The sequence below is a fragment of the Faecalicatena contorta genome, from assembly GCF_003149105.1.
GTDB lineage: Bacteria > Bacillota > Clostridia > Lachnospirales > Lachnospiraceae > Muricomes > Muricomes contortus_C.
The window spans coordinates 70,564-93,816 of the sequence record NZ_QGDS01000011.1; the positions used below are offsets into that span (position 1 = coordinate 70,564).

Consider the following 23,253-nt stretch of genomic DNA (forward strand, 5'->3'; position numbering starts at 1 on the left):
TTCAAAAAGTTTATCTCTGGCAGGATTTATCTCTCCATAACTGCTGAATATTTTTTTAGCACAAGTTCTTTTCCAGTCTCTGCTGCTTTTGATGCTTCTGCCTCGTAACCGTCCGCACCTATTTTCATAGCAAAATTATATGAAATCGGCCCCCCGCCTACCATCACAACCAACTTTTCTCTCAGTCCCTCTTCTTCAAGTTTTTTAATCGTTATCTCCATATTTTTCATAGTCGTAGTCATCAAAGTTGACATCCCGACTAAATTCGCATCTACCGCTTTAGCTTTTTCAATAAACCGGTCCGGAGATACATCGCGACCAAGATCATACACTTCAAACCCCTGTGTTTCCAGCATTATTTTAAAAAGGTTTTTGCCAATGTCATGAGTATCACCTTCCACCACACCCACAACCGCTTTCAACTTCACCTTACCATCAGCATCGTCCCGATTTAAATGCGGTTTCAGAATATCCATTCCAGCATACATTACTTCTGAACAAATCAACAACTCCGGTATGTAATATTCCTGCTCTTCATACAAATGTCCCACCTTTTCCATCCCTGCAGACAGTCCATTTGTGATTCCTTCCAAAGCATCATACCCCTGCGCCACATATTCATTTGCAGCCTGCTCAACCAAATCTTCATCCATATCAATGACTGCTTCTGCCATCTGAGATAATAAGGTCTGTTTATTATCCATTTTTGTCCCCCTTATGCCAACCGCTTTTCAACATCATTTATGAGTTCGTTCACACGATCTATATTGACCGGATATCCAACATCTGCAACCGTATCCATCATTTCCTGAATATTTTCCAGAGGTGTATCAATCGGAAGACTACATCCCGACATCGGGGTGTATCCCATTGGTGAGTCATAGCCATCGCGAATCCCCTTCAGTGTTTCAAGTCTTACCTGATCTTTGGAGCCCATATACATAATCGTACCCGGATCAACATTACCAAGAATCCTGCACTTACTTCCTATTTTTTTCTTACACTCCACGATACTTGCCACATTATCTATACTGAATCCGGCAACCCCCATATCTGCAATATCTTGCCAAATTCCAGACGTTTGTCCACATATATGCATTACAACGCCTTTTCCATTGCTTTTAATATGATCTACCAGCTGCTTCAAATATGGCTGGGAAAATTTTCTAAATATTCTTGGACTAATTACTGTACATGAAGACATAGGTTCTGAGATAGTTGGCCCCAACCCAATTGCCATTGCAGCATCTACATATGCAATGGATGATTCCAAAGCAATCCTGCATAATTTGTGTACAATTTCCGGATTCTTTATACAGGCCTTTAATGTATTATCTATCCCCAGCAAAAAACATGCAAATGTAAAAGGTCCAATAATGGCCGCCGAACACCCTACTTCATCTCCTACCTCATCTACCAGATATTTCATTGCTTCCAGATGAACCGGTAATCTTCCATCTTTATACGGATTCAGCGGTATAAGCCTGTCTATATCTTTTTCATTCTTTATAGCTGGTTCTAGCAGATCTGCTGTGTTATCCTCCGGGCAGATTACTTTTGCTCCCATTGCTTCCGGCCATGGAAACAAATCCGTAAATACACGCACGCCATCATATCCAAACTTTCTATACGATGCTATCTGTGCGTTTGCCAAAGTCTTCGCTGATGTATTAAATTCTGATATTTTACAGCCATATACCCTTGCCACCCCATTTGCAATATTCGGATTACACGGCAGACGGTCTACGCCTTCTCCTTTTGCCATCGCGGCAGCTCTTTCTTTTGGCGTCATCTGGATTTTTCGGTTTCTTTCCATTTTCCTGCTCCTTTTAAGAAATTTCACATTAATTATTAATTGTCCATTTCAATGATTTCTCTTTTATTTTATCTAAAACATACATAATCAGCACTAATACCACCGCAAGGAACAGGAAACCGTCTAATACAAGATCAAATCTTGCAAAATCCGAATAATATTGTACGAAATACCCCAGCCCTGAAGACGCTCCAATCATTTCTGCAACAACCAACATAACAAATGCAAATTTTAAAGCTATCTGAAGACCTGAAAAAATAGTCGGCGATGCTGCCGGAAGAATCACTTTAAATAACCTTTCCGCACCCTTAATTTCCAAAGTATCTGAATTTTCCAGATATCTCTTATCAATCGTAGATACTGCCGTTATCGTAGAACCTAGAATGGGCCAAAATGATCCTAAAAAAATAATAAATATAGAAGAAACTGCAAAACTCGGGAATACCCGAATTGCATATGGAGTTAATAATGTCGCCGGAATAGCGCTAAAACCATTAATATACGGTGTTATATTTGTCCTTAAGGGTCTATTTAGACCAATGGTTACTCCAAAAATCAACCCTAGAACTAACGCCAGCCCAAAACCTGGTATTAACAATTTCATGGAACTTACTAACCCTATCAATAAATCCGGTATATGATCCTTAAATTGGGGGAGTGCTGTTTTTAATCCGACAAACAAAAAAGTATCCAGTACACCAAACACATCCGTCAAAAGTTCATAAACTAAAACTATGACAACCCCTACGAGGATAACTCCATAATTTTTTTTCATTTTTTTCTTCATAACTTCATTTCTCTTCTCTCTGTGAGTATTTCAGAAAGGACTTGAATACTACCAAGTCCTTTCCAATCTTAGAATTCGTCGCTGATACCTTTTAAATCCCAATCAATATTAGTATCGTATTTTACATAAAATTCTTCTCTTTCCTGATAAAAACTGTCATCCGGATTTTCTTCTAATAATTCATCCAGCGCTGCTTTATAAATATCACTATTTACATGTTCTTTCAAATCCACATCCGCACTTAGGTATCCAAAGGAATCCATATTATTCCACATTTGAACAACCTTCTGAATAAAAGGATCTGTCTCATATATCATATGTGGGCTCTTAACAAAAGAATCTACAACTTCCGGCTGAATATCCAGCTCTTCAGAAGTAAGTTTACAAACCTCATCTACAACTGCATCATCTGTCATATCTCTTTCTGCTCTCAAATATGCTTTTATCAGCCTCTTTGCTGCTTCCTGATTTGTCTCATCTGCAAGCCATTCATTTGTTGCTACCATTCGGCAGCATGAATGATTCTTATATAAATCATCCGGCCACATTTTCACTTCCATACCCATCTCTGCGATTTGTAATTCGTATCCAGTTGCTACAGCTCCAAAATCAATCTCTCCGTTAGCTACTGCTGCCATAGTGTCGGTATTTTTCTTAAATTCCACAAAGGTAACGTCTTTTTCAATATCAAATCCTGCATCATGAAGAATACTCTTTAACACAATATCTGGAGTTCCTCCACGTGTAATACCAATTTTCTTTCCCCTGAACGATTCAAGATCTTTATATTCTGTATCAGGAAGAGCAAAAACTGGTGTTTCACCGGTAATCATATATCCCCCAAAAATATTAAAGTCCTGACCATTTGCAATCTGCATCAGCGGTCCACCTGTCCCATATGTAGACAAGATATCTACTTTTCCTGCACTTAAAGCTGAAAAAGCGTCTGTCCCGTTACTGATATATTGAACTTCTACTTCAATTCCTTCTTCTTCCAGATAATTTCTCTCCTCAGCAAGATACTGGAACACCTGTCCTGACGTAGCTTGTGCAGCAATTGATACCTTAAGGGGTTTATCCGAATCTGCCGCTTCGCTGTTTTTATTTTCTTCCTGTGTTCCTTCACTTTTTCCGGAGTTTCCACACCCTATACATAACATTGAAAAGGCAAGGCCCAATGCTACAATTCTTATCAACTTCTTTTTCATTTTTTCTCCTTAACACTGTACTTTTAGTTGTATTTCATCATTAATAATCTTAATCAGCTGATTCCGCAACCCCATAACATTCTTATTCTCATACATATTCTCACGTTTGACCTTCTGCTTCTCACCTAATTGGTATTGAGCAATCACCTTGCTCGGAGCTTGTCCCAAAACATATATATCTGTTGCCAGATACAATGCCTCGTCCACATCATGTGTTACAAAAAAAACTGTCTTCCGATTTTTCTCCTGTTTCCAAAGATTCAACACCAAATCCTGCAGTTTTGCCCGTGTTACAGCATCCAACGCCGCAAACGGTTCATCCATCAAAAGAACCGGCGGGTCTATTCCAAATGCTCTTGCGATTGCACATCTCTGTTTCATTCCTCCGGACAGTTCCTTCGGAAGTTTGTCAAAAACACTTTCATCAAGCCCTACATCGGACATTTTTTCTAACGCTTTATTCTTTCTCTCCTCTCGTTTCATTTCTGGGTAACGCTGTTTTAAAGCAATTGTTATATTTTCACCTGCTGTCATCCAGGGAAACAAGCCATAATCCTGAAATACAACTCCTCGCTGCAATCCCGCCGATTCGATTTTCTTATCATTAATAAGGAGTTCTCCTTCATCCTGTTTTTCAAGTCCTGCCAGTAATCTTAACAAGGTACTTTTCCCACACCCCGATGGACCTAACAGACAAACAAATGCACCCGCTTCTGCATTTAATGTAAGATCTGATAAAATCAATTTTTCATCATAAGAAAAACTAACATTATTTACCGCTATATTCAGCACTTCTGCCTCCTCTTTTCTGATATCTTATAGAACTAATATTTAACATTCTTTGGCCTGAATGAAGCCTCAGAAGAATACATTTCTCATTCCTTTCGGCATACACCCTTTTCTGGCATCTTTGCCGTACATTGCTGCAGCATTCATAAATGCAGTCATATTTTCCGCTGAGGTCCCCACCGGTGTCGTACAGCCCGGACAAAGCGTGTATCCCTTTGGATTATCTCCAGCTTCCCAAATACATTTTTTTACATTTGCTTCTATCTCTTCTTGGGTTCCGTCTTTTAATACTTCCACCGGTGTCAGGTTGCCGCTGATAGAAACGCGTTCTCCAAAGGATTTCTTTAATTCCTGGAGACTCTCACAATTGTCTACCCAGAAACCACTGACTCCTGCATCTGCAACTTCCTTCCACCGGTCCTTTGTATGGCCGCAAATATGGATAGATGTTGACGTCTGAAACTCATTCATTTGTTTAACTGCCTGCGTCAGGTATGGCAGGAAAAATTCATTAAACTGCTTTTTACTTAACAGGTTCTTAGATGCAATTGGCTCTGACAGCATAAACTTAATTCCCAGTTTCCGGTTCATTTCCTTACAGCATCTTACAATACAATCGGTACTGTACTGAAGCAGACGGTGTATACCTTCTCTGTTCTTTACGGTAGCCTTTAAAAAATTCTCTGTTCCGATTAAACTCGCTGCCGTTGTAAGCGGACCAGCCAGACCGCTGCCCAGGATTCTCTCTTCACCAAATCGCTCCAGCAGTCTCTCAAAAGCCTCAATAATGACAGGAAACCGCCCATCCTTCTGTATATTTATAAATCCCAGATGTTCCACTTCATCTAAAGACCGCAAAGCTGGTTCAACTATATAAGAAACATTCTTCTTAGGATAAACAAGCTTTGTCCCAAGTGCCTCTACCAGGGTGCGCAGCCCAAGCCCGATTCCCATATTATCTGCCTGAAAATCTTCTGCAAGTCTGGCTTCTACCTCTACCATCAAATCTGCCGAAAAATAATAATCACAAATATTAATTCCGTATAACGGACCAACTGTCTCTCCTGCACTTAATGATGTGGGAATCCGGTCAACCTCTTCCCCCTTAGCATAGGCTATCACACGTTCCTTTGGAGTCATTTTTAATTTTATTAACTGCATTTTCTTATGTTATTCCCAGCAAGGAATCTGTGTACCCTGCTTTTCTGTCTTAAAATACTCAGCCAACTCGTCACACTGAACCACTTCTGCAATCTCTTTCGCCCACTTGGCATCCTTATCTTCTGCCCTCACCGCAAATCCGACTGCATAAACATCGTTGTCATCAGATGTACAAAGATATCCGTCCGCAGGGAGCCCCGCATTCACCATATGGCCTGCCGCAAGACAGATTGCATCTGCATCACCAAGAGACTGTGGCAGAACGGACATCTCGGCTTCAATAAACTCAAAGTTATGAGGATTCTCTTTTACATCATACATCGTGGGGGATTCTACACTATCATCCAACGTAATTAACCCCTGGGCCTGAAGCATATTAAGTCCCCGTGCCTGATTTGTGGCATCATTGCAAAGACCAATTACGGCTCCGTCCGGAAGTTCAGCAACAGATTCCCACTTATCGGAATACATGGCAAACAACGGATAGAATGTTTTTGGTTCAATCATCACCAGATCTGTGCCGTTTTCCTCATTATAACTCTTCATATAGGGTTCATGCTGATACCAATTCATATCAATGCTTCCCTCTGCAAGCGCAACATCCGGCTGAACACTGTCATCAAACACTTTTTCTTCTACTGTGTAGCCAAGTCCTTCTATTTTATCGCATACAGACGCCAACTGATCTACCATGTCTGCACGGATTCCTATTTTAATGAAGTTTTTTTCTCCGGAAGCTTCTTTCGAGTCTGTTTTTGAATCTGCTCCTCCACAGCCTGTCATGACCGCTCCTGTCATGACTACTGTCAAGAGTATGCTTAACATTTTCTTTTTCATTGCAATTCTCCTTCTGTAAAAATATATTTAAAAACATGCATCTGCCTGTTTTTATTTCCATTATTTTAATTTGCGATAAATCCAATCACCAAAATATTGAATAAATGCAACCAGTATAATTAGGATAACGCAGATGGAATACATAATCTGCTTGTTAAAGTTCTGATATCCATAAGTTAAGGCTATTGCCCCGAGTCCTCCTGCCCCGACAGCCCCTGCCATTGCTGTTGCCCCCAGCAAATTAATAATTGCAAGGCACAAACCTGATATAATAGACGGAACAGACTCTTTCAGCATCACTTTCATAACTATTTGTGACTTAGATGCTCCAAAGGACTGTGCTGCTTCTATCAAAGCGGGGTCAACTTCCTTAAAACTATTCTGGAAAATACGAGCCATAAACGGGGTACAGGCAACCGTCAAGGGTACGATTGCCGCCTGGTCTCCAATGGAGCTTCCTACAATTAACCGGGTGAATGGTATAATGGATATCATCAGTATAATAAAAGGAAAAGACCGGATAGTATTAACCAGAAAATCGAGAATTCGATTGACTATCCGATTTTCACATAATCCGTTTTTTTCCGTAAGAATCAGTATAACACCCAGGAAAAATCCAAATATGGTTGATAAAACACCTGATATCAACAACATCTTAAGAGTAGCAAAAAAGGCCGGAATAATCAGCATCTGACAGATTTGTAAAAAAGTATAGTTTTTCAGAGCCATTATTCTTCCTCCTCTGTATTATAAAGCAATTCATGCCAATTTACCTTTTGCTTATTTAAATGTGAAGTGACTTGATTCAGATGCTCATCATCAACATGGATAATAAAAATTCCCATGCTGTCGTTCTGATAGGTCTGAATTTTTCCATCTAAAATCGGGAATATGTAATGCAGCTCTGCCGACATCCTTCCAAAGAATTCACCGTCCTGTATATCATTTGCAGGATATGCAATCTGGATATTATGTCCCTGCCTTGGAAGCTTTAATTCTTCCTCACCCAGCAGCCGTTTCAGTGACTTCGGCTGTTTTATAAATATTTCTTTTACTGTACCGATATCTGCAATCTTTCCATTCTCCAGAATGCAGGCTTTATTACAGGCTTTACGCACAACTTCCATCTGGTGCGTCACGATAACTATTGTAATTCCAATCTTTTGATTAATCTCCATCAAAAGTTCCAGGATAGAATTTGTTGTGTTTGGATCCAGTGCTGATGTTGCCTCATCACATAACAGAATCTTAGGCTCCATGGTTAAGGCTCTTGCTATTGCCACACGCTGTTTCTGTCCGCCGCTCAGATTCCTGGGCTTTGCATTCATCTTATCTCTTAATCCAACCAGATCCAGAAGTTCCTTTACTTTACAATCAATGTCTTCTTTTGAATATTTCCAGCACTGCATTGGAAGTGCAATATTCTTATACACGTTCTCGCGCTCCAGCAATGAAAACTGCTGAAAAATCATTCCTACGTGTCTACGAAATTCTCTTAATTCTTTTTCATCAAAATCTTTGACCTCACATCCGTCTACCAAAAGACTGCCTTCCTGATAAGATGTCAGCCCATTGATACAACGAAGAAGTGTGGACTTCCCTGCACCACTGCGTCCAACCAATGCATAGATATCTCCATCATCAATCCTCAGATTTATATTTTCTAATACACTTGTTCCGTCATCTTCCCATACCTTTTTCAGGTTTTTGATTTCAATCACTCTACTTCTCCTAGTTGTACTTCGACAAAAATTCTTAATGTTTTTCTTCTAATTACGCGAAGAAATTATAACATTTTTATTTTTTTTTCACAAATCGATATTTATTATAAATAACCTTATTTATTCACATTTTCTATATATCATCTTGAAAACTCTACAGACTTGAATGAAAGATTACAGTCCTTTGATCTTCCATTCTTTTATGCACAAAATACCCCTGCTACATTTCTGCAGCAAGGGTGCCCCATTTGTTTGTTTTCCTTCGTATGTACCCATTTCTCTTCTCTAATATTCTAAAAATGCATCTATTCCACCGGCAATACCTTGAACTATTTTGGTCTGATAATCTGTTGTCTGCATCAGCATATCTTCTTCCGGATTCGTCATATATCCCATTTCCACAATTGTGACCGGAACCTTACTCCAGTTATTTCCACTCATAGAATCTGTTTCCCATACCCCGTCATTTTCACAGCCGGTGGCTTCACATAGTTTATTAATAATATCATCTGAAAGCTGCCTGCTGGCTGTATATAGTTCCGGCACATAAGGACTCTGAGGTGTAGTACAGATTGTCATTGCCCCCCGAGCCGACTGATCTTCCGAACCATTTGCGTGAATTCTAACATATGCATCGGCTTTAGCATTATTTGCAATCTCCGCACGCCCAATACAGCTGATTGGAGCATCATTAGACTCCCGAGTCATCAACACTGTATAACCTCTGTTCTCAAGCTCCTTTTTTAACTGGACAGAAATATTCAGGGCCAGTTCATATTCCGGCACTCCGCTGCTGATTCCACTGGTGCCGCTGGTATCTGCCGCCTTATACTCGGAAGAACCTGGACCCAAAGGCTCGCTTCCTTCCGCAACAACTGCAGAATGCCCCGGATCCAGGACGATAGTCCGGGCCTTTTCCTCTGCTTCTCTGGCCTTTTGTTCTTCCAACATTCTTTGCTTTTCCTGAGTATTTTGTTCTTCCTGCTTCTTTTCTTCAGCTTTCTTCTGGGCCTCTTCCTCCTGTACTCTCTTATCTTGTTTCTCTTGTGGTTTTTCTGCGCAGCCTGCCAGAAGCAGCGCTGCACACAAAATTAGAAATACTTCTTTTATTATGCTCATTTCTATCTCCCACATCTTTTATTATTCAAATTTATAACCCCCACTGGACATCTTATTTTCTGCTGCATACAAAAATTCCACGTTTTTCTTTTCTACCTCAGACAAAACTCTTCCACTGTAGTTGGCATCAAACTCTTTTCCATCGTATTTTCCTTCATACCAGCTCTTGCTCTCAAAATAATCCTGCAGTTCTTTGGAGTCAAACTTTCTTCCGTGCCTTGCATAGATTTCATTTTTAGCGTAATTTAGCTCCTGAAGAGATAATCCCTCTATATCAGCATCTGTTAACGGTTGTGTATTGCTGTTCGGCAGAACATAATCCTCTGTCATTTCATCTGCAGGCTTTTTATCCTCGTCCGTGTTTTCCTCTTTGGAAGAGCCGCTTGCGGAAACTATCACTCTGTTGGTCAATTTCTTCTCATCTTCTTTTGGCATGACCGCTTTTAATTCTGCCGTTTTTGTAACGTCTTCACTGAATCCAGACACCGGGCTGATGGAGGCAGATACCAAAACTCCCCCTATAACTGCGGCAACAACAATCAACACCGGCAGTACACCTGCCAAAATTTTAAACATGCCCTTTTTTCCTATTTTATCCATACTGCACCTCATTTTTATATCAAATTAAATCCCGGCTATTCCTTCCACTTTTTGATTCCCTCGTATCCCAGTGTCTGAATATCCCTAATCATTGAGCCAAGTTCCTCAATTACAATATCTGCATCTTTCCCCGGCAGCACCTCCATAACGGAAACCATTGTCTGTCTGCTCCAGATATAAACCGGCTCAGCAGATGCGCATTTTGTCATGATACTAATAGAAAGGCTTGGTTTCAGAGCAAATAAAAATAATGCTGCAATGTAAAGTATCAATGCAATAACTCCTAAAAACATACCGAATCTTGATAAAACCGGATGTTCAAACATAAGCCGTAAAGAGCTGAACAGCAAGATTCCCTCTGCTGCTGCCAGACAAAGTGCTTTGATAAAATGTTTTTTCTTAAAAACGAAAAACGGTACCGCTAGAGCAACTCCCACTATGTAAGCCAAAAGTGCCGGTATTCCTCCTATTTTCCATCCAATTGCCAGAGGAATGAAACTGATGAGAAATCCAACCAGGAAATCCCACAATCCAAAACGTACTCCGTTTGAGATAGAAACACCTGCGACTTCATCAATCGTAAATTCTGTATGGCTCATTGCCCTTCCAATCCAGGAACGTCCGCTTAAGCGGAAAAGGATTCTCTTGTTGGTCACCTGAATTTTCCCTTCCTGCCATAATCCGCGTATTCTGGAACGTGCGTTGCAGAGATGATACTGCTTCACAGGAATTTCCTGCTCACATGGAGCAATCAAATCCGGAACAATCTCTTTTCCTCTCTCGAAACATCCCTGTACATCGTTATTATCAGACTCCCCAATTCCAATTAGTTTGCCAAACGGTATCCCGTCTCCCTTAGAAACAGTACCCATATTTTTCATCTGGCACCGGCATACCTCGCCCTCTGCCAACGGTCTTCCGCACTGATTGCAAAACTTTGCCATTTCGTATTCTTCCTTTCTTTTTCTTCCCGTTATAATACACTTCCTATGCTAATAGATGTAAGCTTATAAGTTTCTCCATCATAGCCAAAGGAAGCGCTCATATACGAGCCTCCATTTCCAGTTTCCTCTTCCGTTACCAGGTTATTCATCCAGGATTTATAAGAATATGTATACTGCGTGTCATAATTGAAGGTCATCTCTGCACCAAGCATACCTTTATGGCTGGTATTATAATTAAACTTACATTTAAAATCAGTAAATGCCACCTGATTCAATGTATAAGACTCCTGGTTATGCAGCCCTGAGGCAAAATTATCATAGGACTCCTCACAGGAATCCTTATACTTGTCCAGAAACAAATCAGAAATTTCTGAGAACTCCTGACCTGACATCGCGGCGCGATAGACCTTTTCCAGTGCTTCCTGCATTTTTGCCTGAACGGCTGTCTGCCCCTCATCTGCCAGTTTCAAATCAGATACCGTAAACTGTTCACCCTGTACTGCTGAAAAGTCTGTCTCATATAATTCAAACCACGGCGCTGCTACCTGCAGCTTATGACTGCCGGTAAATAATGTAACATAATAACTGTTCATTCCATCTATCTGGTTTTCCGCCTTTTCAGAATCTGTCAGTGCAATCCCGTCCACTGCCACAGACGCCCCTGCCGGCACACTTATACAGAAATCCTTTACTACCTGCTCGTCAGAAGAGACTTTCCATCTGTCAAAAAACAGTATGGATTTTTCACCCTGTTTCGTCAGGTTTAATTGTAGAGTATCTGCCCCTCCACCTTTTATTGTATACTCTACGTTAAAACTCTTCTGGATACCGGAAACAGCCTGCTTATCCTTCTTAATCTCAAAGCTTGTAATCTCCGGAGCTTCTGAGCTTTTCATTAATTCAATAAACTGATACTTCTGGAGAAGTCCTCCTTCTGGATAATCCGTCATATCGTATACCCTGGACCAATTTTGCTCTGAGTATGCCTGAAGATAACGCCTTGCAACAGATTCCGCGCTGTTTTGACTTATGCCCATTCCAAAGAACATACCAATAACCAGAATCAGACAGATTACTTCTGCAAGCACTATAATCTGCATTTTCGTCAGGCTCTTTGCCTTCTCTCCGTATTTCTTCACATCAATGGTTGGTTTCTTAACAATCCGAATTCCTTCAAGCTTCGTTCCGCAATTCTCGCAGAACTTGGCTTTATCTTCATTCTTTATTCCACAGTTTGGACAAAATAGCATATTCCTTTTCCTTTCTTTCCAGCCTTTTCCTTCTTTAAAAATATTATTACTTAAGATAATATCATAGATTCCCCCTTTGACTCAATGTCCAATTTCCTCCAAGACCCCAGGACATAAAGAGAGGACACCTCCTGTAATTGGAAATGTCCCCCTGTTAGAGCGTTGCCTCTATGTTATTAAATCTCTACTTTACCTGAATAAAGGCCTGAATATTACACAGCAGTCCAACCGCCGTCAACCGCCAGATACTGCCCTGTTGTGTAGCTTGAAGCGTCCGAAGCGAAATAAACGACTGCTCCGTCAAGCTCTCCGTCTCTTCCGGGACGTCCCATAGGACACAACATCTTAATTCCTGCAAGAGAAGCTTCGTCTTCTAAAACTTCCGCGGTCATTTCACTTGGAAAATATGCAGGTCCGATGGTATTTACCGTTATATTATACTTCGCCCATTCATTTGCAAGAGCCTTTGTAAGCATTAAAACCGCACCTTTTGATGTACAGTAAGCTGATATTGGTGAGTTGGGCATAGCAACCTGCGAATGTATTGAGCCAATGTTAATAATCCTTCCATACTTTTGCGCAATCATAACCTTGCCAACTTCCCTTGCCGTAAAGTAAACACTATCACAGTTAACTCTGAGAGTTGATGCCCATTCCTCATCTGTCTGCGTATCTGCAGGGATGCCTTTTCCAACACCCGCGTTATTAACCAATATATCAATTCTGCCGAAGTGCTCCTTAACCTTTGCAACCATATCAACTATTTCGGAAGTTACTAAAACATCACACTTTATAGCGAGGCATTTTACTCCCAGCGCTTCTATTTCTTTTTTAACTTTTTCGAGTTTTTCAACTCGTCTTGCCGCAATCGCAACGCTAGCTCCCTGGTTTGCCAATGCTTTAGCAAATTGAACCCCAAGACCTGATGATGCACCTGTTACTAATGCGATTTTACCTGTTAAATCAAACAAGTTTTTCATAAGCATCCCTCCTTAATGGGTATTTTACTTACAATATAGCACCCAAAATATGTATTGTCAATTAATGGGAGGAAAGTAATTCTGTCATCTCTTTCATGTGGGCAGAAATATCAATGTTTTGCGGACACTGCTTTTGACAGGCATTGCAGCCTATACATGCAGGCGGTCTCTTTTCTTCTTCGAGGGCTTCTAAAAAGGACAGCCTCCATACCCCGCTCATTTTTACTTTATTATATATAGATAAAAGTCTTGGAATATCCAACTCTTTGGGACAATCACTGCAGCAATACCGGCATCCCGTACATGCAACAGAAACACTCGGACGATATAAGTCACTCGCTTTTATCAGCAATTCCTTTTGCTGCTCAGTCAGAGGTTTATTTTCTTCAAAGGTCCCGATATTATCCCGGAGCTGCTCCTCATTTGACATTCCGCTGAGGGTAACTAAAACATTCGGAAGACTCATCACCCACCGCATTGCCCAGGACGAAATGGATTTTTCCGGTTCCGCTTCTAACAGCAGGGCATCTGCCTCTGGGGTTAAGGAGGCCAGACGGCCTCCATGTACAGGTTCCATTACTATAACGGGTACATTGTATTCCTCAAGGATATCATACAATTCTTCCGCATCATTGTAAGTCCAGTCATAATAATTCAACTGAATCTGTACAAAGTCCCAGGACCGCTCCTCCATCACACGTTTCAGGACTTTTGGACTGCCATGAAAGGAAAAACCAAGATACCGGATCTTACCGGATTTTTTTAGTTCCTCAAAATATTCCACACATCCATTGGAAAGAAACGTATCCACTATATGATCCTGAATCCCATGCAGAAGATAAAAATCAATATAATTTGTCTGCAGACGGGAAAGCTGTTCGGCAAACTGTGCCTTATAATCGGGATTTGCATGCAGGTTGAATTTATCTGCAATGTAATAGCTATCCCGGGGATACTTCAAGAGGGCTTGCCCTAAAAAGCTTTCCGATTCTCCATCATGATAGATATAAGCTGTGTCAAAGTAATTGATTCCATGGGAAATTGCATAATCGATAAGTTCTTGGGCCTTTTCTCTGTCAATTGGAGTCCCCTGCTCATTTTCCTTTACAGGGAGACGCATAGCACCCATACCTAAACTAGAAACATTTATATTCTGAAACTTTTTATAAATCATATGTTAACCCCCATTTTTTACTTTTATTCTACTTCATACTGCCAGGTATTAATTCCGCCAAATTCACGAATATCTGTATCTTCATATGCACCTCCATCGTCTTGATAGATCCACTTTTATGACTGCCATCCGGTTCTGTCAATTTCACCATTTAAATCCCAGATATTTTTCCAGTTTTCAGCTCCCGGCCACAAAAACACTTTGGCCTTTATCAGCCGGTCATTTTTATCTGCTTTACGGATTATCTCCATCTCTTCATCAGTCAGTGGATCTTCAATAACTGCAGCAATATTACTAAAATATTCAGATTCTCTTACAGAAAATGGTACGGGAATGTGCCCTCTCTGCACTGCCCATTTAATGCAGATTAGAGCCGGATGAACCCCGTGGTCCTTTGCTATTTTAACCAATTCCGGCATTTCCATCACTATAGTATCATTTGATTCCTTATCCCGTTCCGGTCTTTCAGCCGATCCCAGGGGAGAGTATGCTATTGTTACAATATCCTGGCTCTTACAATACTCAAACATGTCCCACTGCTGAAATGCCGGATGTACTTCTACTTCATTAAAAACCGGTTTAATTCTGCATAACGGCAGCATCTCCTTCAATTTAGGAACTGTCATATTAGAGACTCCAATATGGCGTACAAGTCCCATGTCTACTAATTTCTCCATCTGTTCCCATGTCTCCATAAACTCCTCAATGAAAAAAGGACGTGAATCCGGGTGACGGTCATCCACACCTGCACCTGGTGCATGATAATTAGGGAAGGGCCAATGTACTAAGTAAGAATCAAGATAATCCAGTTGTAAGTCCTTAAGGGTCTTAGATACAGCAACCAGTACATCCCGCTTACCGTGCATATTATTCCACAATTTAGATAGTATATATAGCTCTTCTCTTTTTACAAGTCCATCACTGAATGCCCTTGAATATACCTTTCCTATATCACTTTCATTGCCGTATGCAGCTGCTCCGTCAAAAAAACGATACCCAATTTTAATTGCATTATACACCGCATTTGAAACCTCTTCTGATGTATATTTATCATTTCCAAACGTCCCCATTCCGATTGCGGGGATTAAAGCTCCATTTGCTAATTTTATTTGAGGTACTTGATTTGCATCGACTGTTTTCATATATTACTCCCTTCAAGTCTGAATTTTATAGTGAAATTATTTTGTGCAGTCTTTATATTTTATAGGAAGAGGGCACACATCTCTACATCCATTCTATTATATTTCATATTTAGTTTCAAACACTTTAGCCAAAACCGCTAAGTGTCACAGGTCCACCCGTTCGAAGACAGAACAATAAAAGTTCTCATATCCATTCATATGCTCCTTTGTCATGTTTTAGTGATGCTCACAACCATGGTCATGATGCTATCTTCTATTTTATTCATTCACTATGTTGTTCCCTCTAACTTATTTTATATCAGATATTTATAAATTGAAATGTGAAGTTTCAAGTTTTTCCAATACCAATAAAAAACAAGTGTATCGCTCATTTAGAACGATACGCTTGTAAATAGTTTTGTCTTTATTCTGTTTTTTGCAGAACACCCGCAGGCGTCAGGTTCTATCGTGTTCCTCACGCTCCGGCGGCATGCATGATACCAGCTCCAACTCCTGTCCATCATCTGCAAGTGCTGTATAATTGAAGGCTGCATTCTTTGGAAGGAAAAAATAATCTCCTTTTCTAATTTCCTGTTTGTACCCTTCACCTTCAATCACGCCCGTACCATTTACAACAATATATATGGACGGTGCCTCTTCCAGTCTCAAAGAACTATGTATATAATACCGGTTTACCAGAAAACATGGAGTATCCTCTTTGGTAATAAGCGCTTCTTTCTGATAACTCTCATTTTCCTCCAGCAGCTTTGGCTCTTTTTTAGACTCTTTTATACTATCCATTCCATACAACGAGTAATCAAAGCAGTCAAGCGCTACATCTTTGGACAATCCGATATACATTTCCTGATTACTCAGCATATGATCGCCGCACCAGTATTCAGGCTGAATTGTAAAATCTGTAGGTTCCTGTACCTCAAGTATCAGGCATCCTGCACCGATAGCATGTACCGCCTTCCCGGGTATCAAATAAACATCCCCCGGTTTAACCGGAACTCTATTCAGATACTGATCCATAATATCCTTATCCGTCTTAGATTTTTCAATGATATCAGAAAACTCTTCTTTTGATATTTTATCTTTAAATCCAAAACATATGCTGGCATTTTCTCTTGTAGCCAGTATGAGCCACATTTCAGTTTTTCCGTAAGAACTGTTAAAATACTTTTCTGAATATTCCCTGTCTGGATGGACCTGCATTGGAAGCCTGATTGCACTGTCCAGATATTTAACCAGCACCTCCAGAGTCCCGCTGCTTCCTACTGTTTCCCTGGGATACTTTTCTATCAACTCTTTTAGTGTAACATCTGTATCTTTTATGATACTTAAGCCTTCCAGCAGGCCGCTGCTCTTTTCATTGATAGCCTTTACTGTCGATGCTACCCATTCTTCCGGCAGATGATTATCTTCCTTTGGATCACCCATCAAATCATGAAACAGCATTCCGCCTTCATATACTCTCCATACCCTGTTCCGCTCAAAAAACAATGGTCTCTCTGTTAATTCTCTCATGATATCCCTCCTAAGTAAGGCTCCAGTATAATACTGAAGCCTCTTGTTTTAAATCTTAAAATACTGTCTTTCTTTTTTATTCAAAATCTGAAACGTTGTCCGCTTTAATAACTGATACGCCTGTATCTGTCACTTCACCGCCCAGGTCTGTTTCACCCAAAACTTCCACCGCTGCTTTCATGCCTTCATATCCCATAACATCCGGGTTTTGAGCCATAGATGCCACCAGATATCCGCCCTTAATCAGCTGAAGAATTGTATCTGATTTATCAAAGCCAACTCCTACGGCTTCACTATCCCCTGCTTCCTGAATGGCATTCCCCACTCCTGTTGAAGAGCCTTCATTTGTGCCAAAAATACCAACACATCCGGCAGTGATGTAATTTGCAGCAATATCCTTTGCTTTAGCCGCATCCCCCTCACAGTACTGGGTTGCCAGGACTTCAAAATCTGTTCCTTCAAACACGCTTCTAAAGCCCTCTTCTCTTAAAACCGTAGAAGTTGAAGCTGCATTTGTATTGATAACCCCAATCTTTCCTGAAGTAATTCCTTTTTCCTTCAAGGAATCTATCATATTCTCACCTGCTGTTTTTCCGGCCGCTTCATTATCCGTAGAAAATGTCGCTTCTGCATCAATATTGGCCGGAGAGTCTACATAAATAATCTTAATCCCCTCTGAAATAGCCTCTTCTAATGTTGCAGTAATCGCATCCGGACCGTTTGCAGCAATAATAATTGCGTCTGCACCACCAGCAATTGCATTATTTACACATTCAATTTGTTTTGCATCATCTTTTACATCTGGTGCAAGCCAGGTATAGTTTACATTCCCAAGCTCCTCTACCGCTTTCTGGCATCCTTTATCCAGATTTACCCAGTGCTGGTCCATCTGATCCATTGTTATCAGATAAACATTGTAACTTTCTCCATCCTTGCCTGACTCCTTATCCCCTTCTGCATTTCCTGAATTACAGCCGGCTAATAATGATACCGCCATTACTGCACTTAAAATCACTCCTAATAATCTCTTTTTCATCGTCTTTTCCTCCTCTTTTTTATTCTGAAACAAACTTTACGATTTTTTCTTTGTCTTTCCTGTTCTTACTACAACATCAAGTAATACAGAAATTACTACTATGACTCCAATGACAATATTTCTAATTGCAACCGGCGCGCCCGCAAATTGAAGACCATTTTGCAGCACTCCCCAGATTGCGGCTCCCACAACTGTTCCAAGCAGGATTCCCTGCCCTCCAAGTGTACTGACACCACCAATTACGGAAGCTGCAACTGCATACATCTCATACATATTTCCGGCATCCATCGTTCCCATACCAGATGTGGCACAAATAGTCAGTCCGACAACTGCAGAACAGAATGAACTTATCAGATATACCTTTATCGTTGTTCCGACTACGCTTACTCCTGACAGTTTTGCAGCATCAACATTGCTTCCGATTGCATAGATATGGCGCCCTGTCCTTGTCTTACTTAGAACGAAATTGAAAACAACCCATAATATAATTGCAATCCAGACCGTGTTGTAAATTCCTGCAAATTTACCATAATAAAAGAAATCTCTGAACCCCTTTGCAGCATTTCCAATGGAATCTGTATTATAGTTATTATTTACAATCTGAGCGATTCCTCTCGCAATTGTCATTGTTCCCAGGGTTGCAATAAATGGGGGCAGCTGGCATCTTGCCACCAGGACACCATTTACAATTCCAACCAGCAGACAGCAAATTACTGTAATTAAAACTGCCACCCATGGATTTATGCCCTTTGTCATCAATGTTGCTGAGATCATACAGCTCATGCCTACAACTGAACCAATGGACAAGTCGATATTTGCAGTAATCAGTACATAGGACTGTCCAATACCAATTAAAATAATCGGTGCAATCTGTCTTAGCAGGTTTCCTACATTTTTAGAAGAAGTAAAAGCAGGATTCAATATTCCAAACGCAATACACAGGATTATTAATCCAATCGCCGCTGTAATGACCTGCCCCATCCCCCTTGTAGATAAAATTCTTTTCAATGCATTTTTCCTGTACTTGTCTTCCATCTTCACGCCTCCCCGACTTTTCTCTCAAATGATGTGGCATATTTTAAAATCTTATCCTGTGATGCCCCTTCCACTGACAGCTCTCCCGTTATCTTTCCATCACACATAACCAGAATCCTGTCAGCTACACCCATCACTTCCGGCATTTCTGATGATACAAATACCACTCCGATACCTTCTTTTTTTAAGTTGTTCATCAGATTATAAATTTCAACCTTTGCCGCCACATCAATTCCTCTTGTCGGCTCATCAAAAATCACAACTCTTGAATTTCTTGCCAGCCATTTTCCAACTACAACCTTCTGCTGGTTTCCTCCTGAAAGGCTTCCCGCATCAACATCTGCATTTGCCAGCTTAATTTTTAACTCTTTGACAGCTTTGTTAACCATGTCATTTTCTTTCTTTTTACTGACTACACCCATTTTATTACAGATAATATCCAGATTGGGAAGTGCTATATTATCTTTGATGCTCAGCTTAGTACATAATCCGTCCTTTTTCCTATCTTCAGGTGCAAGAACGATTCCTGCTTTTATGGCATCCTCTGGTTTATGTATGACAACTTCCTCTCCATCAAGGAAAATCTGTCCACTGTCTTTTTCATCTACACCAAATATCGCCCGTGTTGTCTCAGTCCTGCCAGCCCCCATTAGTCCGGCAATCCCTACAATCTCTCCTTCAAATACTTCAAAGTTTATGTCCCTCACAAGTTTTCCCGCATTCAGATTACGCACCTCAAAAATCTTTTTGCCCTTTTCACATTCTACTTTAGGAAATTTTTCTTTTATTTCTCTCCCGACCATATACGTGATAATCTCTTCCATATCATCAACATTAAATTTCATGCTGGTGATATGTTGTCCGTCTCTTAAGATTGTAACCCGGTCTACAATATGCTGCAGCTCTTCCAGACGATGTGAGATATAGACGATTCCGCAGCCTTCTGACTTTAATTGTCTGATAATCCGGAATAAATCGTCTATTTCTTTGGAAGTCAATGCACTGGTCGGCTCATCCATAATCAATACTTTCGCATTTGTAGATAAAGCCTTTGCAATTTCTACCATCTGTTGTTTTGAAACTGCAAGATCGCTTACTACTGCATTGGGGCTGATATCAATATTCAACTTTTGTAAAATTGCCCCTGCTTCTTTCACCATCTTCCGTTCTGACAGAACTCCTGATTTCGTCTTTTCTCTTCCCAGAAAAATATTCTCCGCAACCGTCAAATGGGAACACATATTCAATTCCTGATGAATAATGGCAATTCCCATTTCTTGGGCCTTTTTCGGTGTAATATCCTGTACCTCCTGTCCAAAGACCTTCATTGTTCCTTTGTCTCTGGTATATACACCACTCAATATTTTCATCAGTGTGGATTTGCCCGCCCCGTTTTCTCCAAGCAGCGCTAATACTTCTCCGGCTTTCAGGTTAAACTGCACATTATCCAATGCCATAACTCCAGGAAATGTTTTCGTTATCCCTTCCAATTCAACAATGTACTCTTCCATTCTCGTCACCTTTCATGCTTCATTGTTTTGCCTCCTCCTTTAAAAATAAAGGGTTTGTATGTTGTAGGAAACGCAGCTTCCTATGACAAAATAATAGCATTCCGAATATCGGAATGCTACGGGGGCATCTTTGGAATGTAGGGGACATTCTTCACTTCTTTATATATCCAGCTGGATATCCGAAAATTCTTCCGGAAGAAACTCTTTCTTTTTATAGCCCTCCTCAATAAGAATAAATTTATCCGCTATGTGCAAATTATCAGATATCGTAAATGCCAGAATAATTACCGCTATTTCCTTTTGTTTTAACATTCTGATCAGTTCTATAATATGAAATCTTAAATACATATCTGCGTCAGTGAATGGCTGGGCAATAAACACCACTTTGGGATTTTGAAGCAGTATCCGGTAATAAACCAAATTATATAAATCCGTCTTGTCAAGCTTATTAAGGTCGGTTTCATACAAAGCTTTACCCAGTTCCTTATAATATTCCTTCTGTATGCTTGCTTTTAATTTACCTGATATATAGACTGTTTTCTTTCTATTGTCTAAAAATGTGCAAAAGTTATCAATAAAGCTTAAGTTATAATACATGTTATTTTTTATCGGATTCTCATCTATAACCCCAATCTGATATTTCCAGCTCTTTTTCTCAATTTTCTTCTGCACTCCCTCAGTCTCAGAATATATCTCTCCGCTGTTCATCCTGTTTTCTCCAATGAGACAGCTGATTACGTCCTGCTGTACCTTATTACTTCTGTCATATAAAACAACGCATGTCCCCCTCTGAACCTCGAAGGTAAAATCTTTTAAGTATTCTGTAGTAATACCTCTGAACAAAATTTTACCTTCCGCACAGCTTCTGTTCAAAAAGGTTTCCGGTTTGTCCATTGAAATCGTATACGGAAGTATATTCTGCTCAAACAATTCATCTTTCTCAAATACTTTAATAATACTGCCGCTTTTCATAAGTGCTACCCTGTCTGATATTGGGAACACTTCTTCATGGTGGTTTCCAATATATATGATCCCATAGCCATTTAACACCAGCCGCTTCAGAAACAGCTTAAACGCCTTAAGATCCTTTTCGCTCAGTTCACTGCTTATATTATCGATAACAATCACTTTAATACCCTGAACAACGGCTTTGATAATTTCTACAACACATCTTTGATATTCAGTCAGCTGGTCGCCAAAATCATAGGGATTAATTTCTATATCAATTTCAGATTTTTCCAGCAGCCGGTAAAACTGCTGAGCCAGAACTTTAGAATTTATTATATACTTTCTAAATCCTCTTTTCAGCACAAATACATTGTCCAAAACATTTAAATGATCTATGAGCTTGCTTTTCTGGGATAATATATATACTTTATTAAACGTGTTATCACTGTATTTATAGCTGTTTACCAGCATCTCTTTAAAATATATTCTGCCGAATCTAATACTGCTGTTTTGATACAGAATTTCAAGCAGCTTCTCTTTTCCGTGCTCATCAACAGCTATCAGTCCCAGTATTTCCCCTGCAAATAAATGCAGGTTAAAATTATTCAGGTTGGTTTTTGTCACATCACTTGTAATAACATTCTCTAGTCTGATTATCTCATTTCTCATATTATCACTCTTTTATAACGGGAAGCACAATCTGTACATCTGTTCCGACATTCCTCAGGCTCTGAATAAAAATACCATACTCTTCTCCATATAGAAGCTTAATTCTGTTGTTGACATTTAATATAGCAATACCACCCTTTTTTTGTTTTGATTCCGTAATGTCTTCCAAAGAATTTGTCAGCAGCTTTGTATTCAGTTCTTCCAGCGTTTCCTTCTCTATTCCCATTCCATCATCAGAAATTTTTATTAAAAGCCTTTTTGCAGTATAGTTCACCTGAATTTTCAAAGTTCCCTGCCCAAGTTTATTTTCAATTCCATGATAAACTGCATTTTCTACAATAGGCTGCAGAATAAGCTTAGGTAACTTAAAGCTCAAAACGGACAAATCATCCCCATATTCTATCTTCAGCTGCAGTTTCTCACCAAAGCGGTATTTCTGAATAATGTAATAATTTTCCACATTTGCCAGCTCATCTTCAAGTGTAACCATTTTATCAATATTTGATATCGTATACCGGAAAAATGTTGCAAGGGCTTCAGCCATATTTGCTACACGGTCCATATCAGAACACAGAGCCTCACTTCTGATTCCTTCCAGAGTATTATATAGAAAATGTGGATTGATTTGATTTTGCAGTGCAAGATACTGTGCCTGTTTCTTTGACAGGTTTAATATTTTCGTTTTGTCCAGCTTCTCGCTCTGGCATTTATACACTGCATCAATCATATCTGAAATCATCACATTTTTTTCATACTCTTCTTCTGTAATATATCCTTCAATATATAATTGACAAAATTTCTCTATTTTCTTATTGCGCCGGTAGACTAGAAAGTACCCTGTATATGCCGCTAAAACAGCACCTGCCGTTCCTCCAGCCAGAAACACATAATATTTATGCTCATTGACACTGATAAAAAACAGCATGAGCAGCAGAAATATGTGTATAGCCCCCAATATGTATATCCATATTTTTATAGCCTTTGAAATAGAATATCTATGCTTCATTTCTTCCTTCC

At 39.9% G+C, this 23,253-nt stretch carries 22 protein-coding genes; all 22 read right to left on the reverse strand.

Annotated elements, in window-relative coordinates:
- Nucleotides 1-26: 26 nt before the first annotated feature.
- Nucleotides 27-704, reverse strand: a complete 678-nt coding sequence (locus A8805_RS15995; RefSeq protein ID WP_109712967.1) for a corrinoid protein — start codon at nt 702-704, stop codon at nt 27-29.
- An 11-nt stretch (nt 705-715) separates the two neighbouring features.
- Nucleotides 716-1,816 carry a uroporphyrinogen decarboxylase family protein gene (locus A8805_RS16000; RefSeq protein WP_109712969.1) on the reverse strand — a complete coding sequence of 367 codons (1,101 nt, stop codon included), beginning with the start codon at nt 1,814-1,816 and terminating at the stop codon, nt 716-718.
- Between the two features lie 28 nt (nt 1,817-1,844).
- Nucleotides 1,845-2,603 carry an ABC transporter permease gene (locus A8805_RS16005; RefSeq protein ID WP_109712971.1) on the reverse strand — a complete coding sequence of 253 codons (759 nt, stop codon included), beginning with the start codon at nt 2,601-2,603 and terminating at the stop codon, nt 1,845-1,847.
- Between the two features lie 68 nt (nt 2,604-2,671).
- Nucleotides 2,672-3,811, reverse strand: coding sequence for an ABC transporter substrate-binding protein (locus tag A8805_RS16010; protein ID WP_242992438.1), 1,140 nt, complete (start codon nt 3,809-3,811; stop codon nt 2,672-2,674).
- 9 nt (nt 3,812-3,820) lie between these two features.
- Nucleotides 3,821-4,603, reverse strand: a complete 783-nt coding sequence (locus A8805_RS16015; protein ID WP_109712973.1) for an ABC transporter ATP-binding protein — start codon at nt 4,601-4,603, stop codon at nt 3,821-3,823.
- A 66-nt stretch (nt 4,604-4,669) separates the two neighbouring features.
- Nucleotides 4,670-5,761: a uroporphyrinogen decarboxylase family protein gene (locus A8805_RS16020; RefSeq protein ID WP_109712975.1), complete on the reverse strand. Its 1,092-nt coding sequence runs from the start codon at nt 5,759-5,761 to the stop codon at nt 4,670-4,672.
- Between the two features lie 9 nt (nt 5,762-5,770).
- Nucleotides 5,771-6,598 (reverse strand): MetQ/NlpA family ABC transporter substrate-binding protein, encoded by an 828-nt coding sequence (locus A8805_RS16025; RefSeq protein WP_109712977.1) that lies wholly within the window; start codon nt 6,596-6,598, stop codon nt 5,771-5,773.
- A 60-nt stretch (nt 6,599-6,658) separates the two neighbouring features.
- Nucleotides 6,659-7,327, reverse strand: coding sequence for a methionine ABC transporter permease (locus tag A8805_RS16030; RefSeq protein WP_181392878.1), 669 nt, complete (start codon nt 7,325-7,327; stop codon nt 6,659-6,661).
- A complete protein-coding gene (locus A8805_RS16035; protein WP_109712979.1) occupies nt 7,327-8,319 on the reverse strand; it encodes a methionine ABC transporter ATP-binding protein in 993 nt (330 codons plus the stop codon). Before A8805_RS16035 ends, A8805_RS16030 begins: the two co-directional genes overlap by 1 nt.
- A 285-nt stretch (nt 8,320-8,604) precedes the next feature.
- Nucleotides 8,605-9,438: an N-acetylmuramoyl-L-alanine amidase gene (locus A8805_RS16040; protein ID WP_242992440.1), complete on the reverse strand. Its 834-nt coding sequence runs from the start codon at nt 9,436-9,438 to the stop codon at nt 8,605-8,607.
- Nucleotides 9,439-9,459: 21 nt separating this feature from the next.
- Nucleotides 9,460-10,038: a YARHG domain-containing protein gene (locus tag A8805_RS16045; RefSeq protein ID WP_181392879.1), complete on the reverse strand. Its 579-nt coding sequence runs from the start codon at nt 10,036-10,038 to the stop codon at nt 9,460-9,462.
- 35 nt (nt 10,039-10,073) lie between these two features.
- Nucleotides 10,074-10,982 carry a hypothetical protein gene (locus tag A8805_RS16050; protein ID WP_109712984.1) on the reverse strand — a complete coding sequence of 303 codons (909 nt, stop codon included), beginning with the start codon at nt 10,980-10,982 and terminating at the stop codon, nt 10,074-10,076.
- 29 nt (nt 10,983-11,011) lie between these two features.
- Nucleotides 11,012-12,232 (reverse strand): zinc-ribbon domain-containing protein, encoded by a 1,221-nt coding sequence (locus A8805_RS16055; RefSeq protein WP_109712987.1) that lies wholly within the window; start codon nt 12,230-12,232, stop codon nt 11,012-11,014.
- A gap of 212 nt (nt 12,233-12,444) precedes the next feature.
- Complete coding sequence (locus A8805_RS16060; RefSeq protein WP_109712989.1) at nt 12,445-13,212, reverse strand: SDR family oxidoreductase; 768 nt, start codon at nt 13,210-13,212, stop codon at nt 12,445-12,447.
- 61 nt (nt 13,213-13,273) lie between these two features.
- A complete protein-coding gene (locus tag A8805_RS16065) occupies nt 13,274-14,386 on the reverse strand; it encodes an aldo/keto reductase (protein ID WP_109712991.1) in 1,113 nt (370 codons plus the stop codon).
- Between the two features lie 116 nt (nt 14,387-14,502).
- Nucleotides 14,503-15,528, reverse strand: a complete 1,026-nt coding sequence (locus A8805_RS16070; protein ID WP_109712993.1) for an aldo/keto reductase — start codon at nt 15,526-15,528, stop codon at nt 14,503-14,505.
- Between the two features lie 435 nt (nt 15,529-15,963).
- A complete protein-coding gene (locus A8805_RS16075; protein ID WP_109712995.1) occupies nt 15,964-17,037 on the reverse strand; it encodes a class I mannose-6-phosphate isomerase in 1,074 nt (357 codons plus the stop codon).
- 76 nt (nt 17,038-17,113) lie between these two features.
- Nucleotides 17,114-18,073 carry a substrate-binding domain-containing protein gene (locus A8805_RS16080; RefSeq protein WP_109712997.1) on the reverse strand — a complete coding sequence of 320 codons (960 nt, stop codon included), beginning with the start codon at nt 18,071-18,073 and terminating at the stop codon, nt 17,114-17,116.
- Nucleotides 18,074-18,109: 36 nt separating this feature from the next.
- Nucleotides 18,110-19,108 (reverse strand): ABC transporter permease, encoded by a 999-nt coding sequence (locus A8805_RS16085; RefSeq protein ID WP_109712999.1) that lies wholly within the window; start codon nt 19,106-19,108, stop codon nt 18,110-18,112.
- Between the two features lie 2 nt (nt 19,109-19,110).
- Nucleotides 19,111-20,619, reverse strand: a complete 1,509-nt coding sequence (locus tag A8805_RS16090) for a sugar ABC transporter ATP-binding protein (RefSeq protein ID WP_109713001.1) — start codon at nt 20,617-20,619, stop codon at nt 19,111-19,113.
- 159 nt (nt 20,620-20,778) lie between these two features.
- Nucleotides 20,779-22,236, reverse strand: coding sequence for an ATP-binding cassette domain-containing protein (locus A8805_RS16095; protein WP_109713003.1), 1,458 nt, complete (start codon nt 22,234-22,236; stop codon nt 20,779-20,781).
- Nucleotides 22,237-22,240: 4 nt separating this feature from the next.
- The gene (locus A8805_RS16100; protein WP_109713005.1) at nt 22,241-23,242 is read right to left on the reverse strand and encodes a sensor histidine kinase; all 1,002 of its coding nucleotides are present in this window, start codon (nt 23,240-23,242) and stop codon (nt 22,241-22,243) included.
- Between the last annotated feature and the right edge of the window lie 11 nt (nt 23,243-23,253).

What these genes read in the sequence shown, in the direction of transcription:
- A8805_RS16095 (WP_109713003.1), bottom strand. Translation starts at nt 22,236, where the DNA reads ATGAGAAATGAGATAATCAGACTAGAGAATGTTATTACAAGTGATGTG.
- A8805_RS16010 (WP_242992438.1), bottom strand. Translation starts at nt 3,811, where the DNA reads ATGAAAAAGAAGTTGATAAGAATTGTAGCATTGGGCCTTGCCTTTTCA.
- A8805_RS16060 (WP_109712989.1), bottom strand. Translation starts at nt 13,212, where the DNA reads ATGAAAAACTTGTTTGATTTAACAGGTAAAATCGCATTAGTAACAGGT.
- A8805_RS16050 (WP_109712984.1), bottom strand. Translation starts at nt 10,982, where the DNA reads ATGGCAAAGTTTTGCAATCAGTGCGGAAGACCGTTGGCAGAGGGCGAG.
- A8805_RS16000 (WP_109712969.1), bottom strand. Translation starts at nt 1,816, where the DNA reads ATGGAAAGAAACCGAAAAATCCAGATGACGCCAAAAGAAAGAGCTGCC.
- A8805_RS16005 (WP_109712971.1), bottom strand. Translation starts at nt 2,603, where the DNA reads ATGAAGAAAAAAATGAAAAAAAATTATGGAGTTATCCTCGTAGGGGTT.
- A8805_RS16020 (WP_109712975.1), bottom strand. Translation starts at nt 5,761, where the DNA reads ATGCAGTTAATAAAATTAAAAATGACTCCAAAGGAACGTGTGATAGCC.
- A8805_RS16040 (WP_242992440.1), bottom strand. Translation starts at nt 9,438, where the DNA reads ATGAGCATAATAAAAGAAGTATTTCTAATTTTGTGTGCAGCGCTGCTT.
- A8805_RS16025 (WP_109712977.1), bottom strand. Translation starts at nt 6,598, where the DNA reads ATGAAAAAGAAAATGTTAAGCATACTCTTGACAGTAGTCATGACAGGA.
- A8805_RS16065 (WP_109712991.1), bottom strand. Translation starts at nt 14,386, where the DNA reads ATGATTTATAAAAAGTTTCAGAATATAAATGTTTCTAGTTTAGGTATG.
- A8805_RS16100 (WP_109713005.1), bottom strand. Translation starts at nt 23,242, where the DNA reads ATGAAGCATAGATATTCTATTTCAAAGGCTATAAAAATATGGATATAC.
- A8805_RS16075 (WP_109712995.1), bottom strand. Translation starts at nt 17,037, where the DNA reads ATGAGAGAATTAACAGAGAGACCATTGTTTTTTGAGCGGAACAGGGTA.
- A8805_RS16090 (WP_109713001.1), bottom strand. Translation starts at nt 20,619, where the DNA reads ATGGAAGAGTACATTGTTGAATTGGAAGGGATAACGAAAACATTTCCT.
- A8805_RS16030 (WP_181392878.1), bottom strand. Translation starts at nt 7,327, where the DNA reads ATGGCTCTGAAAAACTATACTTTTTTACAAATCTGTCAGATGCTGATT.
- A8805_RS16080 (WP_109712997.1), bottom strand. Translation starts at nt 18,073, where the DNA reads ATGAAAAAGAGATTATTAGGAGTGATTTTAAGTGCAGTAATGGCGGTA.
- A8805_RS15995 (WP_109712967.1), bottom strand. Translation starts at nt 704, where the DNA reads ATGGATAATAAACAGACCTTATTATCTCAGATGGCAGAAGCAGTCATT.
- A8805_RS16055 (WP_109712987.1), bottom strand. Translation starts at nt 12,232, where the DNA reads ATGCTATTTTGTCCAAACTGTGGAATAAAGAATGAAGATAAAGCCAAG.
- A8805_RS16070 (WP_109712993.1), bottom strand. Translation starts at nt 15,528, where the DNA reads ATGAAAACAGTCGATGCAAATCAAGTACCTCAAATAAAATTAGCAAAT.
- A8805_RS16045 (WP_181392879.1), bottom strand. Translation starts at nt 10,038, where the DNA reads ATGGATAAAATAGGAAAAAAGGGCATGTTTAAAATTTTGGCAGGTGTA.
- A8805_RS16085 (WP_109712999.1), bottom strand. Translation starts at nt 19,108, where the DNA reads ATGGAAGACAAGTACAGGAAAAATGCATTGAAAAGAATTTTATCTACA.